At 64.8% G+C, this 15,329-nt stretch carries 10 protein-coding genes; 7 read left to right on the top strand and 3 right to left on the bottom strand.

Annotated features, from left to right (window positions below):
* Positions 1-97 precede the first annotated feature (97 nt).
* The 7 genes from livH to CLI93_RS04805 all read left to right on the top strand — a co-directional run bounded on the left by livH (position 98) and on the right by CLI93_RS04805 (position 5,723).
* Entirely contained in the window at positions 98-1,018 is a 921-nt protein-coding gene (gene livH / locus CLI93_RS04835) for a high-affinity branched-chain amino acid ABC transporter permease LivH (protein WP_095542482.1), read from the top strand.
* Positions 1,018-2,250 (top strand): high-affinity branched-chain amino acid ABC transporter permease LivM, encoded by a 1,233-nt coding sequence (locus CLI93_RS04830; RefSeq protein ID WP_095542483.1) that lies wholly within the window; start codon positions 1,018-1,020, stop codon positions 2,248-2,250. The genes livH and CLI93_RS04830 overlap by 1 nt, the downstream gene beginning before the upstream one ends.
* A gap of 35 nt (positions 2,251-2,285) precedes the next feature.
* Entirely contained in the window at positions 2,286-3,062 is a 777-nt protein-coding gene (gene livG, locus CLI93_RS04825; RefSeq protein WP_095542484.1) for a high-affinity branched-chain amino acid ABC transporter ATP-binding protein LivG, read from the top strand.
* A gap of 71 nt (positions 3,063-3,133) precedes the next feature.
* Entirely contained in the window at positions 3,134-3,835 is a 702-nt protein-coding gene (locus CLI93_RS04820; RefSeq protein ID WP_095542516.1) for an ABC transporter ATP-binding protein, read from the top strand.
* Between the two features lie 156 nt (positions 3,836-3,991).
* The gene (locus CLI93_RS04815) at positions 3,992-4,489 is read left to right on the top strand and encodes a MarR family winged helix-turn-helix transcriptional regulator (RefSeq protein WP_095542517.1); all 498 of its coding nucleotides are present in this window, start codon (positions 3,992-3,994) and stop codon (positions 4,487-4,489) included.
* Positions 4,486-5,277: a HEAT repeat domain-containing protein gene (locus CLI93_RS04810; protein ID WP_095542485.1), complete on the top strand. Its 792-nt coding sequence runs from the start codon at positions 4,486-4,488 to the stop codon at positions 5,275-5,277. Before CLI93_RS04815 ends, CLI93_RS04810 begins: the two co-directional genes overlap by 4 nt.
* Positions 5,278-5,348: 71 nt before the next feature.
* Positions 5,349-5,723 (top strand): DUF6616 family protein, encoded by a 375-nt coding sequence (locus CLI93_RS04805; RefSeq protein ID WP_095542486.1) that lies wholly within the window; start codon positions 5,349-5,351, stop codon positions 5,721-5,723.
* Positions 5,724-6,038: 315 nt separating this feature from the next.
* Here the strand turns inward: CLI93_RS04805 and CLI93_RS04800 are convergent, their stop codons facing one another.
* The 3 genes from CLI93_RS04800 to lpxC all read right to left on the bottom strand — a co-directional run bounded on the left by CLI93_RS04800 (position 6,039) and on the right by lpxC (position 15,307).
* A complete protein-coding gene (locus CLI93_RS04800) occupies positions 6,039-11,639 on the bottom strand; it encodes an MSCRAMM family protein (protein WP_172424277.1) in 5,601 nt (1,866 codons plus the stop codon).
* Between the two features lie 361 nt (positions 11,640-12,000).
* Positions 12,001-14,061, bottom strand: coding sequence for a DUF7933 domain-containing protein (locus CLI93_RS04795; RefSeq protein ID WP_143326404.1), 2,061 nt, complete (start codon positions 14,059-14,061; stop codon positions 12,001-12,003).
* A gap of 322 nt (positions 14,062-14,383) precedes the next feature.
* Positions 14,384-15,307, bottom strand: coding sequence for a UDP-3-O-acyl-N-acetylglucosamine deacetylase (gene lpxC, locus CLI93_RS04790; protein ID WP_095542489.1), 924 nt, complete (start codon positions 15,305-15,307; stop codon positions 14,384-14,386).
* Positions 15,308-15,329 lie beyond the last annotated feature (22 nt).

Below are 15,329 nucleotides of genomic sequence, written 5' to 3'. Positions count from 1 at the left end.
CGCCACCCGCCGCAGCGCGCGCCATCCTCCCAAGAGGGATTCCGAAGCCGGCGCCAGCCACACGCTGAGCGCCGGCTTCGTCAGGAGCCATTTCTACATGTCTGAACTTGCACAAATCATCCAGCAGATCTTCAACGGTCTGTCATTGGGGGCCATCTACGCCCTCATCGCCATCGGTTACACGATGGTCTACGGCATCATCGGCATGATCAACTTCGCACACGGCGAGATCTACATGATCGGCGCCTACGTCGGGCTGGTCACGCTCACAGCCTTTGGCACACAAAGCGGGCTGCCGCTGCCGCTCATCATTGCCGCCATGCTGCTGGTGGCCATGGTCGTGACCGCTGCCTACGGCTTTGCCGTCGAGCGCATTGCCTACCGGCCGGTGCGCGGCGGGCCGCGCCTGGTGGCGCTGATCTCGGCCATCGGGATGTCGATCTTTCTGCAGAACTGGGTCGCGCTGGGCCAGGGCGCGCGCGACCAGGCCGTGCCCACGCTGATCTCCGGCGCAGCCACGCTGGACATGGGCGGCTTCACCGTCACCCTGCCCTATTCGCGCATGCTCATCATCGGCATCACCGTGGCGCTGATGGTGGCGCTGACGCTGTTCATCAAGAACTCGCGCATGGGCCGCGCCTCGCGCGCCTGCTCGCAGGACATGAAGATGGCCAGCCTGCTGGGCATCGACACCAACCGCGTGATCTCCTTCACCTTCGTGCTGGGGGCGGTGCTGGCCGCCGTGGGCGGCGTGCTCATTGCCATCACCATCGGCAAACTCAACCCCTTCATTGGCTTCATCGCCGGCATCAAGGCTTTCACCGCTGCGGTGCTGGGGGGCATTGGCTCCATCCCCGGCGCCATGCTCGGCGGCGTGATCCTGGGCCTGGCCGAGACCTTTGCCGCGGCCTACATCTCCTCGCAATACAAGGACATCGTGGCCTTCAGCCTGCTGGTGCTGATCCTGTTGTTCCGCCCCACCGGCCTGCTGGGCAAACCTGAAGTGGAGAAGGTCTGATGTTGATGCGCGACGCTCTGAAAAATGCCTTCATCGCCGCCGCCATGACGGCGATCATCATTACCCCGATTTTCGGGCTGCAACTGGTGCGCCAGGGCTCCCAAACACACCTGAATTCGCAGTGGGGCCTGGTGGCTGCGGGCTGCGCCATCGTGTTCGTGCTGCAGCTGCTCAAGCCCTCGCTGGCGCAGATCTTCAGCTATGCACGCCTGCCCAGCCTGCCGGCCATGCCGCGCAACGGGCAGAAGGTCTTGGGCCTGCTGCTGATTGTGCTGGCCATTGCCTGGCCATTCTTCGGCACGCGCAGCCAGGTGGACATCGCCACGCTGGTGCTGATCTACGTCATGCTCGGCCTGGGCCTGAACATCGTCGTGGGCTTTGCCGGCCTGCTGGATCTGGGCTTCGTGGGCTTTTACGCCGTGGGCGCCTACACCTATGCCCTGCTCTTTCACTGGGCTGGCTGGTCGTTCTGGCAGGCTCTGCCGCTGTCGGGCGCAGCGGCGGCGCTGTTTGGCTACCTGCTGGGCTTTCCGGTGCTGCGCCTGCGCGGCGATTACCTGGCCATCGTCACGCTGGGCTTTGGCGAGATCATCCGCCTGCTGCTGATCAACCTGACCGAGTACACCGGCGGCCCGGACGGCATCTCCGGCATCCCCAAGCCCACCGTGTTCGGCTATGAGATGACGCGCCGCGCCAGCGAGGAAGGCGCGCAGACCTTTCACCAGATGATGGGCTGGACGTTCTCCAACCAGCACATGGTGATCTACCTGTACCTGATGGCGCTGGTGCTGGCGTTGATCACGCTGTACGTCTCCAACCGGCTGATCCGCATGCCCATCGGCCGCGCCTGGGAGGCGCTGCGCGAGGATGAGATCGCTTGCCGCTCGCTGGGCCTGAACCCGACCAACATCAAGCTCTCGGCCTTCACGCTGGGGGCCATGTTCGCCGGTTTCGGCGGCGCTTTCTTCGCCGCGCGCCAGGGCCTGGTCAACCCCGAGTCCTTCACCTTCATCGAGTCGGCGCTGATTCTGGCGGTGGTGGTGCTGGGCGGCATGGGCTCGCAGATCGGCGTGATCCTGGCGGCCATCGTGCTGACCGTGCTGCCCGAGGTGGCGCGTGAATTTGCCGAGTACCGCATGCTGCTGTTCGGCCTGGTCATGGTGCTGATGATGATGTGGCGCCCGCAAGGGCTGCTGCCCACCAAGCGCCCTCACGTGGAGATCCAGCAATGACCGCACAGACCTTTTCCCACTCCGCCCCGGCCGCCATGGCCGGCGGCCAGGTGCCGCTGTTGAGCGTGCGCGAGCTGAGCATGCGTTTTGGCGGCCTGCTGGCCGTGGACAACGTGGCCTTCGACGTCGGCCCCACCGAGATCTTCGCCATCATCGGCCCCAACGGCGCGGGCAAGACCACGGTGTTCAACTGCGTCGGCGGCTTCTACCGCCCCACCAGCGGGCAAATCCAAATGGCCGGGCAGAACATCGCCGGCCTGCCCAGCCACAAGGTGGCGCGCCACGGCCTGGTACGCACTTTTCAGAACGTGCGCCTGTTCAAGGAGCTGACCGCACTGGAAAACCTGCTGGTGGCGCAGCACACCCAGGTTGAGAGCAACATGCTCAAGGGCCTGCTGAAGCTGCCCTCTTACCGCAAGGCAGAGCAGGATGCGCTCGAGCGCGCCGTCTGGTGGCTGGACTTCATGGGCATCCGCCAGTACGCCAACCGCGAGGCGGGCAATCTGGCCTATGGCCATCAGCGCCGCCTGGAAATCGCCCGCTGCATGATCACCAAGCCCCGGCTGCTGATGCTCGACGAACCGGCTGCGGGTCTGAATCCGCAGGAGAAAGTCGAGCTGCAGCACCTGATCGCCCAGCTGCGCGAGGACTTCAACGTCGCTGTGCTGCTGATTGAGCACGACATGAGCCTGGTGATGAACGTCTCCGAACGCATTCTGGTCATGGAACACGGCAAGCCCATCATCACCGACACCCCCGACGCCGTGCGCAACGATCCGCGCGTCATCAAGGCCTACCTGGGAGAAGAATGATGAGCCTGATCGTCGAAGAAACCCTCACCGTCACCACCCACGCCACGTACAGCGCCGCACCGCTCAAGCCCATGCTGCAGCTGGAGGACATCCACACCCACTACGGCGCCATCCAGGCGCTCGATGGCGTCTCCATCCACGTCAACCAGGGCGAGATCGTCACCCTGATCGGCAGCAACGGCGCGGGCAAGACCACCATGCTCATGACCATCTGCGGCAACCCGCGCGCCACCAGTGGCCGCGTGCTGTTCGAAGGTCAGGACATCACCCGCCAGCCCACGCACAAAATCATGCAGGGCGGCATCGCCATCTCCCCCGAAGGGCGGCGCGTGTTCCCCGATCTGACCGTGGTGGAAAACCTCAAAATGGGCGGCTTTTTCCAGGACAACGACGCCATCGAGGCCGGCATCGAACACGCATTTGCGCTGTTCCCGCGCCTGAAAGAGCGCGCCCACCAACGCGCCGGCACCATGTCTGGCGGTGAACAACAAATGCTGGCCATCGGTCGCGCCCTGATGAGCAAGCCGCGGCTGCTGCTGCTGGACGAGCCCACGCTCGGCCTGGCGCCGCTGATCATTGCGCAGATCTTCGAGATCATCCAGACCATCCGCGCCGAAGGCGTGACCGTGTTCCTCGTCGAGCAAAACGCCAACAAGGCCCTGCAGATCGCCGACCGTGGCTACGTGCTGGAGACCGGCAAGGTCGTGCTCGAAGACAGCGGCGCCAACCTGCTGGGCAACCCGGACATCCGCAAGGCCTACCTCGGCGCTTGAGCAAGCGCTCAAGGCGCAACGCCACCCACATGGGCAGCCCACGGGCTGCCCATTTTTTTGCCGTGCAGACCCATGCCGGGCGCTTGTGCCTGACAACCCCAATCAGCCCAATCAGTTTGCCAACAGATAATTAGCCCGCATACAATATGCCGCATGATGAGCCTTGAGAAAAAATACCAGGCCCTGCTTAGCCAGGCCCAGCAGCACGATCTGGCCGATGCACAGAGCATGCGCCTGTGCTTCGAGCTGCTCTCACTCAGCAGCGCCATTGACCGCGACTGCGCCGCACGGCTGGCGCCATACCGCCTTTCCGAAGGGCGCTTCGTGCTGCTGTTCCTGCTCGACGCCGCAGAGGGCGCAGCGCTGGCGCCCAACGTACTGGCCGAGCAGGCCGGCATCAGTCGCGCCACCGTCACCGGCCTGCTCGACGGACTGGAACGCGAGGGCCTGATCGAACGCCAGCCCGATGCCCACGACCGGCGCGCACTGCGCATCGTGCTCACCGCCCAAGGGCGGCGTACGGCCCGCAAGGTGATCGCACAACACAGCCAATGGATCGCCCAGCTGCTGGCCCCGCTCAGCAGCGCCGAGCGCGGGCAGCTCCAACGTCTGCTGGGCAAAGTCGCCGCCGCCATGCAGGAGAACACTCCATGAGCGACCAGGCCCCAGCGCGCAAAGGCGCTACCCGCGCCGCCGACATCCCGCCCGAGTTGCTGCAGGCGCTCTCGCGCGGCGAGGCCGCCAGCGCCACGCTGACCGAAGCCCTGGCCCTGGACCAACGCCAGCTCGCCCGCAGCGCCTTGCCAGAGCTGAGTGCAACCGCCCTGGCCCAGATCGACGCCGCCTGCCAGCTGGGCATCCTCAAGCGCATGCAGGCGGTGGCCGACGCGCTGCTGGCCGCGCTGGGCCCAGATGGCATCGCCCGCTGCCAGCAGCACCCCAGCGACACTGTGCGCGGCTGGGCCTGCTTCATGATCGGCGCCCAGCCCGGCCTGCCATTGCCAGAGCGGCTGACCGCCATCGCCCCACTGGCCGACGACCCGCACTTTGCCGTGCGCGAATGGGCCTGGCTGGCCCTGCGGCCCCATCTGGCCGCAGAGCTGGATGCAGCCATCGACGCACTGACACCCTGGGCGCAACACCCCAGCGAAAACCTGCGCCGCTTCGCCAGCGAAGCCCTGCGCCCGCGTGGCGTCTGGTGCGCGCACATCGCCGCCCTCAAAACAGCGCCGCAACGCGCCCTGCCCATCCTGCAGCCGCTGCGCGCCGATGCCTCGCGCTACGTGCAGGACTCCGTGGCCAACTGGCTCAACGATGTGGCCAAGGACCAGCCCGAGTGGGTGCGCACCCTGTGCCGCCAATGGCTGCAGCAATCGCCATGCCCGGCCACGGCCCGCATCTGCCAGCGCGCCCAGCGCAGCCTGCCCGCACAAGCCCCATAGCGCTTGCCTTGCATAACACGCTCTAGTGTGAACAGGCCCTAACCGTTTGGATTTTTTGGAGGACAAGACCCATGACCCAGCAATACCTCGTCGAGCTTTACACCCCCAACGCCGCCTGGCTGGCCCTGCCTGCAGAACAAAGGCAGGCATTCATGAACCAGATCAATCAGGGCATGCAAGGCCTGGCCGATGCAGGCATTGAGCTGCTGAGCCTGGCGCCCACCGCCATGAATACCCCGCACGCCAGTGCGCATCGCTTTCTGGGCATCTGGCGTTTTCCCGACGCCCAAGCCCGCGATGCCCTGCTGGCCGGCATTGAAGCCAGCGGCTGGTACCGCTATTTCGATCATCTCAACGCTGCCAGCGCCACGGGCGGGCTGCAGGCACATTTGCAGGATTTGCTGCACTGGCACAGCGCGCCGCAGCAACATGATGCAGCCCAGTGAAAAACCACCTATGAGCTTGGGCCCCATCCCCCATAGGCGGCTGCATTGAGCTGCCCCAACGGGCTAACGGGCTCATTGCGCAGGCGCGCATTTTTTGGATCGCTGGTTTGGGGCTGTGGGCGTTTGATGAACTACGCGCCTGCCGCCAAATTCGTTACGAATGGCTCTGCCCCAAGATGAGGTGGCCCGCAAGTCATCAAACATTCCGATCCGATTGACTGCCCACTCGCGCCGAGAGTCTTGAGCAGGTTTTCATGCGCGCAAAAAAACCAGGCGACCCATAAGGGCCGCCTGGTTTCAAGCGCGCTCAGCCTATCAGGCTACGCGACGGCGCAGGCCCACGGCGACCAGCAACGCCAAGGCCAGCAGCAGCACGCCACCCAGGCCCAGGGTCGGCACCGGCACTGTCGAGGGCGCTGGCGCCCCAAGCGTGGTGCGCGAGGGGTTGTTGCCCGCAGCCGGATCTGTGCCGCCCTTGCTGTCGTTGTCAGCGCCGGTGCCGCCACGCACGTCCAGCGGGCTGGATGGAACCGGGAATGGGCTGGTTTTGCACACAATGCTCTCACCCACAGCCAGCGTGGCCTGCGGCGAGTTAGGTGTGCAGCTCACGGTCACGCCCGAAGGCAGGGCCGAAGTGAAACCACAGGTCGCATTCAGCGCCGTGGATGGCCCATTGTTCGTACAGGTCAGTTCACACGTTGCCGATGTGCCCGAGACCGTACAGGCAATGGCCGAAGTCAAATCGGTGTCTGCGCCCCGCTCGGCAAAGTTGTTGCCTGTCGAGCCGCCAGCCGGCAGAGTCGCAATGGTGATCACGCTGTTGGCGGTGGTGCCAGGCGTGCCACCACCGCCATCGGCCGCCCCGGTGCCCGGGGTGTTGTAGGCATTGCCGTGACCTGTGGGCTGGGTCTCAGTGATGGTCACATTGGTGGCGCCCACCGGGAGGTTGGCAAACGTGTAGCTGCCATCCAGCCCGGTCGTCGTGGTCAACGTCACTGGCGAACCGCCGCCCGGGGGCGTATACGTCAGCGTGACAGTCACGCCGCCAATGCCTGGGTCGGTCGTGTTGCCATCGTCGGCATTGTTGCCATTGCCTTCGACATAGACGCGGCCGGAGACCGAGGTGCTCTGGCGCTGCTCGGCAAAGTTGTTGCCCGTCGAGCCGCCTGCCGGCAGAGTCGCGATGGTGATCACGCTGTTGGCGGTGGTTCCAGGCGTGCCGCCGCCGCCATCGGCCGCGCCGGTGCCCGGGGTGTTGTAGGCATTGCCGTGACCTGTGGGCTGGGTCTCAGTGATGGTCACATTGGTGGCGCCCACCGGGAGGTTGGCAAACGTGTAGCTGCCGTCCGGCCCGGTCGTCGTGGTCAACGTCACTGGCGAACCACCGCCCGGGGGCGTGTAGGTCAGCGTGACAGTCACACCGCCAATGCCTGGGTCGGTCGTGTTGCCATCGTCGGCATTGTTGCCATTGCCTTCGACATAGACGCGGCCGGAGACCGAAGTGCTCTGGCGCTGCTCGGCAAAGTTGTTGCCCTGCGAGCCACCCACGGCCAGTGTCGGGATGGTGATCACGCTGTTGTTTGTCGTGCCAGCGTCGTCGCCACCGTTGACTGCCCCGTTGGAGCCCGGGGTGTTGTAGGTGTTCACGTAATTCGCAGGCTGAGTTTCGGTGATGGTCACATTGGTGGCGCCCACCGGCAGATCGTTGAAGGCATAGCTGCCATCCGGCCCGGTAGTCGCGTTCAGCGTCACTGGCGCAGCGCCGCCCGGGGGCGTATAGGTCAGCGTGACCGTCACGCCGCTGATGCCAGGGTCGGTGGTATTGCCATCGTCGGCATTGTTGCCATTGCCTTCGACATAGACACGGCCCGAGACCGAGGTGCGCTGGCGCAGTTCGGCAAAGTTGTTACCCGTCGAGCCGCCCGCCGGCAGCGTGGCAATGGTGATCACGCTGTTGTCGCTCGTGCCAGGCGCGCCGCCGCCGCCATCGGCCGCCCCGGTGCCCGGGGTGTTGTAGGCGTTTTCGTAACCCGCAGGCTGGCTCTCGGTGATGCGCACGTCGGTGGCACCCACCGGCAGGCCGCTGAAGATGTAGCTGCCGTCCGGCTCGGTCGTGGCGTTCAGCGTCACCGGCGCGCCGCCGCCGGGGGGCGTGTAGACCAAAGTGACGGTCACGCCGCCAAGACCTGGGTCGGTGGCATCGCCATCGTCGCTGGTGTTGCCATTGCCTTCGACATAGACGCGGCCCGTGACCGAGGTGAGCGAGCGCTCGCCGAAGTCATAGCCAGTGGCATTGTGGTCGGCTGGCAAATCAATGGCGCTGATGGAATCGCCGGCGACCGTGCCGCCTGCCGTGCCTGCTTTGTTGCCGGTGGTTTCATAGTCTGCAGGCTGAGTTTCGACCAGCGTGTATTGGCCCGCTTCCAGGTCGCAGAACAGGTATTGCCCCACAGCAAGGCCAGCGGCAGGCACCGGGCACAGGCCGGGGCCGCCAGTGGCGGAGGCGCTGCCATCGACCGGGTTGTAGAACTGGCCAGCCGGGATAGCGGCCGTGGCCGTCACCGCGGTGCGATCGGGCATGCCAGTGCGCTGCAAAGTCACAGTCTGGCCGCCCAGACCGGTGTCGCCGTTGCCCGGATCGAAACCGGCAGTTCCACCATTACCGTCCGGATCGGCGAAAACCGTGCCCTGGATGCTCGATGCGTACACGCGCACCTGCACGTTGTTCGAGGTCACATCAAAGCGCGCGCCCGTGCCTTCCTGCGCGGCGGTGCCTGCGCTGCCGTGGGCACCGCTGAAGTTGTTGGCGTACACATCGTCGTGGCGCGAGCCGGGCGTCTCGAAGTCGAGCTGGAATGCACGGCTGGGCGCACCAGAGGCAAAGGGCGTGGTGTCCTTCATCAGCAGTGCTGTGGTGTTTTCCGGCACCGTCCAGTTCACGCCTCCTATATTGGTGGCCAGCACCCAGTTGGTGCTGCCGCTGTTGTTGCCACAGCCAGCCGCTGCTGGCACGCCCGGCGCGAACATAGGCCAGCTGCCTGTAACACTGGTGATGTTGCTGGAGCATTTGGGGTTGGTATTGACGGTGGTCGGGAGATCGGTCGTGTAATAAACCGCATAGCCGCTCGCCGCAGGCGCACGCACCTGCGTCACGGGACGGGTACCGCTGAAACCAGTGCCACCACGCGGCGGCTCGCCGTTATAGGGCAGTACGTCGATCAACCGGTGCTCTTCCACCTTCTCGTTGCCCACGTTCTGGTAGCGCAGCTCCATGGTGAAGCCCGAGCCGATTTGCTTAAGGGCATCGCCAATCACCGACTTCTGCACCACCAGGCCGTCGATGGCGCCCAGGCGCACAGTGCGCGTGGCCTGCCGCTCTGCCAGGCGCTGGGCCGCGGTCTGGTTGACGCAGTTCAGTGCGCCGCCCGCGACGCTGGCCCCGGGGGCGCAGCCACGGATCTCGACCTGGTTGATCAGCGAGGCATTGGGGATATTGCCCGGCGCATCAAGCATGATTTCCGCTTGGAACTCGACCACCGCGATGTCTGCCGCCGGGTTGCTGGCATTCACGTTCGGCAGACGGATCTGGAGGGTGGAGGCGGCGAAGGCGGCCGACTGGTCGTCCAGATGGAAATTGCCGGCCGGCACAGGCGCTCCGCCCCATTTGAGCGAGCCACTGACAAAGCGCATGCCCGCCGGGATGGTGTCGATCAGGATCAGGTCGTTGCCGATGGTCACGCCCGGCTGGTTCGACACCAGGCGCGGCCACAGTTGGTAGGTCACGATCTGACCCTTGGTCTTGGGCACGACCGGGTTGTCGGCCGCCGGGCCTCCAGCGGGGTCAACGCCCTCAATGCCTTTGCGGATGCCAACAGACTGCGTGGACAGGCGCAGGCGGTCACTGTAGGCATCGTCGCAATAGCGGGCCGGGTCGGTACTGGTGGCAACGCAAGTTGCATTGCTCGAAGGCAGCAGTGTGGCATTCGGGTCATTGCCCATGAAGGCACGGCTGGAATGCATCCAGTTGAGGGTGCCGGGCTCGAAGCCGGATGCGACCGAGCTTTGCTGCAAGCCGTAGTTGGGGATGATGCTGCCATCGGGCCAGGTAGCGCCATCATCCGGGTTCGCGGGCAGCGTGTTCAGGTGCACGAACATCTGGACGCGACCGCCTGCGGGAACGTTGGCATTGAGCAGGCGGGCCGAGTTGATGAACGGCACCAGCGCCGGGTTGGCCTCCAGCGCGCTCTGGGTGATCCAGCCGGAAGGCAGAATGCCGGTGGTCGCCACGCCGGCAGCGGCGGCGACGGCGCTCAGCGTGGAGTCGCCATCGTTGCAGCTCGCATCGCGCAGCATCGTTTCGTCGCCGTTGCCAAAGGCGGAGAAGCCGAACTGGACTTCTTCATCCTCAGGCTGCACACTGGCCGAGCTGACGCCACCCGCGGCGCCCGAGTCCCTGTAGAAGTGGGCGTAGCCGGGGCTGTAATCAGTGTTGCTGCTGATGGTGGGGAGCTTTTTCCAGCGGTAGGGGCTGTTGGCGCCTACGGCAGGATTGCTCGGCGGCGGCACCCAGATCCCGTGTACGGAGGGGTCGAACAGGTCGAGCCGCAGTTTGCGGTTGTCCCAGTGGTCGCACAGCGAAACCTGGACGGCACTGAGCCCGGTGTTGCTCCAGAGCAGGTAGGAATCGATGAAATCGCCCGGCCCGATCATGTCATTGCTCATGCGGTTGGAGGGCGCGTGGATCAGCGGCGCGGAGCGGCCCTTGCTCGTGGCGTAGAACAGCTTCTCGAAGGCGCCCGAACAAACGTTGATGTTGTTGGTCACCACCACGTTGTTGGCGGGCTCATCACTGCCGTTGGGTACGCCCGACAGGCCCGGGGCGGTGAACTCCGCGATCTCGTTCTTCGGCGAATACTGGCACCTGTTGCCGTTGTCGGTCACCGTGTCCTTGGGGACCCAGACGCGGATGTAGTGCAGCGCCGTGGCATTGGTCGCAGCCACCCAGGGTGCCGTGATCTCGCCCGAAGTCAGCGGCGGATTGGTGGTGGAGGCGGTGACGGTGACCGTGTTGCCAGTCTGGCTATAGGCATAGGAGCCAGTGCCAGCATCCACCGGCGTGGTGCCCGGCACGCCGCCAGCGGGGAAGGTGTTGCCGTTGCGCTCGCGGTAGCTTTTCACCTCGTATACACAGGCGTCCGGCCCCAGGCCGCTGAGATCGTCGGTGTAGCTCCAGCCCTGTCTCAGCGATTCATGGCCTTTGGTTTCCGGGATGTTCAAGGCCACGGTGTAGATCAGCGCCACCCCCTTGCCGGTGGCGGGGGAGTTGCAACCAGCGGGCTTGTCCATGGCCCCGAGCCTGTCGATGAAGCGCTTGACCAAATCGATCTGCGGCTTGGCCACCACGGTCACGCCAGGCGCGGTACCGCTGGCGCCAGCGGCATCCTGATCGGACACGATCTTACCGGCGACGCTGCTCAGCACGCTGCCGTTCTGGGCCTGGCTGTTGGTGGTGACATCAAAGAACAGCGTGCCGGACTGGTTGGCAATAGGGCCATTGGGCGGATTGGCGCCGCTGCCGGCCAGCAGGCAGTCCACCGTGCGGCCATCGGCGCTGAGGGCACTGGTGGCATTGCGGCAGGCGGCCAAGCCGCCGCTGGTGGGGGCAAAGCGGAACGGCTCCGTGGCAGGCAGGCTCACCGTGATGCGGACGTTGTCCTGCGCCCCAGGCGGCGGCGAAATCTGGTAATCCACCTTGTAGCGCGCCTCGTCATTGGTACACAGCACGCCGTTGTTGACATCCGCATCCAATGCACAGCTGCCGGTGCCATCGTGCACCTTGGCAACAGCAACGCTCAGCCCGGCCAAAGCCTGGCTTGACCACGCGCTGCCCAGCACCAGCAGCGACAGCGCCGCCAACTGCTTTCTGTGACAGCGGAAAGAAGCGCTGAAACGCTTTCTGACTCCAATCCACATGATTAAAAAGCTCCCTTGCAAATGCAACTGGATTCGGCACCGTCAACCGTAGCAGAGCCGAAATGGCGGATAGTGTAGCCGTAACCTTATGAAACCTCTGCAAACTCTCAGGCCCTGTGTAAAACCTCGGAGCCAGCGAGCAACAAATGATTTTGGGATGGGCGGAAAAGCAGTGCAGGTTGCCAGCATGGGCAAAGCGGCGGACTCCATGAAAAAAGCCGCCTACGGGCCATACCTCCCATAGGCGGTTCAAGCTGCGATTGTGCCGGCCTCCTCTGGCAGCAGGCACAGGCCCTACGGCGCGTTAGCGCATGCGCCGCACCCCCAGAAAGGCCAGAGCGCTGGCCAGCAGCAGCAGCCCCAGCGGCGCATTGACCGGCACCGGCGTCGTCGAGGGCCCAACAATGAGCGAGGCCACCACCACCGTCACCGTCGCCTCGGCACAGTTCGGCGCCAGGGCATGACACACGCGATAGACCAAGGTGTAGCTGCCAACGCCCAGGGGCGATGCCATGCGGACACTGCCTGTGGCCGGATCCAGGCTCAGGTCGGGGTGGCTGCTGGAGCGCTGCGTCAGCACCACCTGCGCCAGCTGCACAGGGTTGCCACCCAGCGTGTCATTGGCCAGCACGCTGGGCAATACCACGCCCGTTGCCCCTTCGAACACGCGCACCTGATCGGGCTGGGCCACGATGTTGGTTGGCCCGGCGCTTCCGATGGTCACTGTCACCGTGGCCGTATCACACGGGCTGCCGCCGGTGGCGCAGATGCGATATTGCAGCGTATGCGCGCCCACTGGCAGGCCTGCCGCTGCCTGGACTGCGCCAGTGGCGACATCGAGCGTAAGGCCTGGATTGGAGCTGCTCACCAGGCTGAGCGTCACAGCCCCCAGCGCGGCTGGCGTGCCATTGACGGTGTCGTTGACCAGCACATTGGCCACGGCCACGCCGCCTGCCGCCGTGGCCGCTCCTGCATCGTCCACGGCATCAATGGCGGCTGCAGCCCCATTGACGCGCAGCACCTGGCTGCCGACGAAGTTGGCCACGTTGCTCAGATTGGTGATGTTGGCCGTGCCGTTGGTGTGGCTGCCGGGCACGTCCGAGGTCACGTCCACGGCCACTTGGCAGGTGCTCTCCGCACCGGCGGAGGCCGCAGCGGCCACGCTGGCGCCGCCGACCACGATGCTGCCCGCCCCGGCTGCGGCATTGACCGTCATGCCCGCTGGCAAGGCCCCCATGGCGCCGCCGGCCGGGCAGTTGGTCTGCACATTGGGCGTGGCCGCCACCTTCACGCCAGCGGGCAGGTTGTCGGTAAAGCCAATGCCGTTGACGGCCGAGGTGGTGCGGTTGTTGATGTTGAACGTCAGCTTAGAGACCTGACCGGCATTGATGACTGCGGGGGCAAAGGCCTTGGTCAGATCCACCGCGCTTTGCGCGAAGCTGATCATGTATTCGACCTCAAATTGGGGCGCGCCCGCCGGTACATTCCACTGCACGGCAATGCCGTTGTCGGTGGCGGTATTGGTATCGATCTGATTGCTCAAGTCGCCTGTGCCGGTCTTGCAAGAAGTGCCGTTGTCGGTGCCCGAGCAGATCTGGTTGCCCGGATAGGTGTAGCGGCCAGAGAAATAACGATCCCAAAGCGGCGTGTTCGAGCCTGGCGTATGCCACAAGGCCTCGAACTGGGCATTGCGCGTCACGCCGACCAGATCGGGCACGCCCGTGGTGTTCCAGGCGGCCGTGCGCACGATGCCAGGCCCCTCATCATCACCGAGCAAATAGGTGTCAATATTCTGGTAGAGCTTGACGCTGGCACCGCTGGCTGGCAGGCCCGAGAGCGACAGGCGTCGCTTGAGCCACAGCTCGGGGGCCACGTATTCGTCACGGATTGTCAGCGTGATGCCGGCATCGACCGCCTCCGCTGGCTTGAGCACCGTGGTCACGGCCCAGGGCGAGGCGCTGGTGCCCGCGCCAGAGACCGCGCTTTGCGATACTTGCGTGAACTGGTAGCCCACGTCGGTATTGGCATTGGAGTTGTGATAAACACGCGTTTGCGCATCGCTGCCCCGATCCACACGCAAGAACACGCTGTTATAGATAGATCCGCTGCTGGGCGTGTTGTTGGGGCCGTAAACCTGCCCCTGGCCATTGAGCCAGACCTGAATCTGGCTGTTGCTGCCAATCGCCCAGCGCAGTCCATCGGCGCCCTGGGGCTGCTGGCCGCCAGCGGGGTTGAGTTCCCTCTGAGTATTGGCTCCGCCTGCCTGCACCGCGCAGGCCACTGCCAAGCTGGCTGCCCCCAGCAGCCATCCCTTGGCCCTGGCGGGCAGGCGCCGCCGCTTGACTTGACTCACTCTTCTCTGCATTTCCTTCACTCCTTGTTATTGCAATATGCATGCGATGCATGGCCCTGCCTGGAGCTCGGGGAAAAACCAACCAAGCACCGGACGAGAAACGATAGTGGCTGGAAATTCTATGAAAGCCAAATATCAGCTACCGCAGGAATGCAGCAATTCACAATCCATCAAGAACTGTTACGTAAAAAAAAGTTGCAAGCGCCGCTTTCGGATGTTCGCACCGCTTGTTGGAGTTTTGCATCTCAGTGCTTCAGGCGAGCGACATCCGCCCCACTTGCCTGTCGCGCGCGAAGGTGGGGCAAAAGGATCAGAAAGGCCGCAGCGCCTGGGCTTACCAAGCCAGGCTGGGCAAAGCGAAGCCCTGTGGAGCTTGTTTTTCGTCGCCGAAACTGACCAGCTCCCACGCTTGCTCGTCGGCCAGCAGGGCGTGCAGCAGCTGGTTGTTCATGGCGTGGCCGGAGCGGTAGGCGCTGTAGGAGGCCAACAGGGGCTTGCCCAGGATGTAGAGGTCGCCGATGGCGTCCAGGATCTTGTGGCGCGCGAATTCGTCGTCGTAACGCAGGCCGTCCTGGTTCAGGACTTTGTAGTCGTCCATGACGATGGCGTTGTCGTAGCCGCCGCCCAGCGCCAGGCCGTTGGCGCGAAGCATTTCCACGTCGCGCGTAAAGCCAAAGGTGCGCGCGCGGGCGATGTCGCGGGCGTAGTTGCCCTGGCCCATGTCGAAGCTCACGCATTGGCCGGTGGAGTCCACGGCCGGGTGGCTGAAGTCGATCTCGAAGCTCAGGCGGTAGCCGTGGTAGGGCTCCAGCCGGGCCCATTTGCGCTCGCCCAGCGACTCGGTGCGCACTTCGACGGGTTTGCGCACGCGCACGAATTGCTTGGGTGCGCCCTGCAAGGCAATGCCGGCCTTGCGCAACAGGTACACAAAGCCAGCGGCAGAGCCATCGAGGATGGGCACTTCCTCGGCCGTAAGGTCGATGTAGAGGTTATCGATGCCCAGCCCTGCACAGGCGGACATGATGTGTTCGATGGTGCTGATGCGCGCGCCTTCCCGGCCAATGGTGGAGGCCAGACGCGTGTCGAATACAGCCTGGGCCGAAACCGGCACGGGCTCAGGCTCGGGCAGGTCAACGCGTGTGAAGACGATGCCCGTGCCCACTGGCGCAGGGCGCAGAGTCAGCTCGACCCGTTGGCCGCTGTGTAGTCCAACGCCCACGGCACGGATCAGGGTCTGGATGGTTCTCTGGGCTAGCATGGGCGCGCATTCTATTGAAAAA

The sequence above is a fragment of the Vandammella animalimorsus genome, from assembly GCF_002288875.1.
Classification (GTDB): domain Bacteria; phylum Pseudomonadota; class Gammaproteobacteria; order Burkholderiales; family Burkholderiaceae_C; genus Lampropedia; species Lampropedia animalimorsus.
The sequence above is the reverse complement of the archived record's forward strand: the minus strand, read 5'-3'. Positions and strand labels throughout refer to the sequence as shown.

Coding starts and splice junctions, on each gene's coding strand:
- livH (WP_095542482.1), top strand. CDS start 98: ATGTCTGAACTTGCACAAATCATCCAGCAGATCTTCAACGGTCTGTCA.
- CLI93_RS04815 (WP_095542517.1), top strand. CDS start 3,992: ATGAGCCTTGAGAAAAAATACCAGGCCCTGCTTAGCCAGGCCCAGCAG.
- CLI93_RS04830 (WP_095542483.1), top strand. CDS start 1,018: ATGTTGATGCGCGACGCTCTGAAAAATGCCTTCATCGCCGCCGCCATG.
- livG (WP_095542484.1), top strand. CDS start 2,286: ATGGCCGGCGGCCAGGTGCCGCTGTTGAGCGTGCGCGAGCTGAGCATG.
- CLI93_RS04795 (WP_143326404.1), bottom strand. CDS start 14,061: ATGCAGAGAAGAGTGAGTCAAGTCAAGCGGCGGCGCCTGCCCGCCAGG.
- CLI93_RS04810 (WP_095542485.1), top strand. CDS start 4,486: ATGAGCGACCAGGCCCCAGCGCGCAAAGGCGCTACCCGCGCCGCCGAC.
- CLI93_RS04805 (WP_095542486.1), top strand. CDS start 5,349: ATGACCCAGCAATACCTCGTCGAGCTTTACACCCCCAACGCCGCCTGG.
- CLI93_RS04820 (WP_095542516.1), top strand. CDS start 3,134: ATGCTGCAGCTGGAGGACATCCACACCCACTACGGCGCCATCCAGGCG.
- lpxC (WP_095542489.1), bottom strand. CDS start 15,307: ATGCTAGCCCAGAGAACCATCCAGACCCTGATCCGTGCCGTGGGCGTT.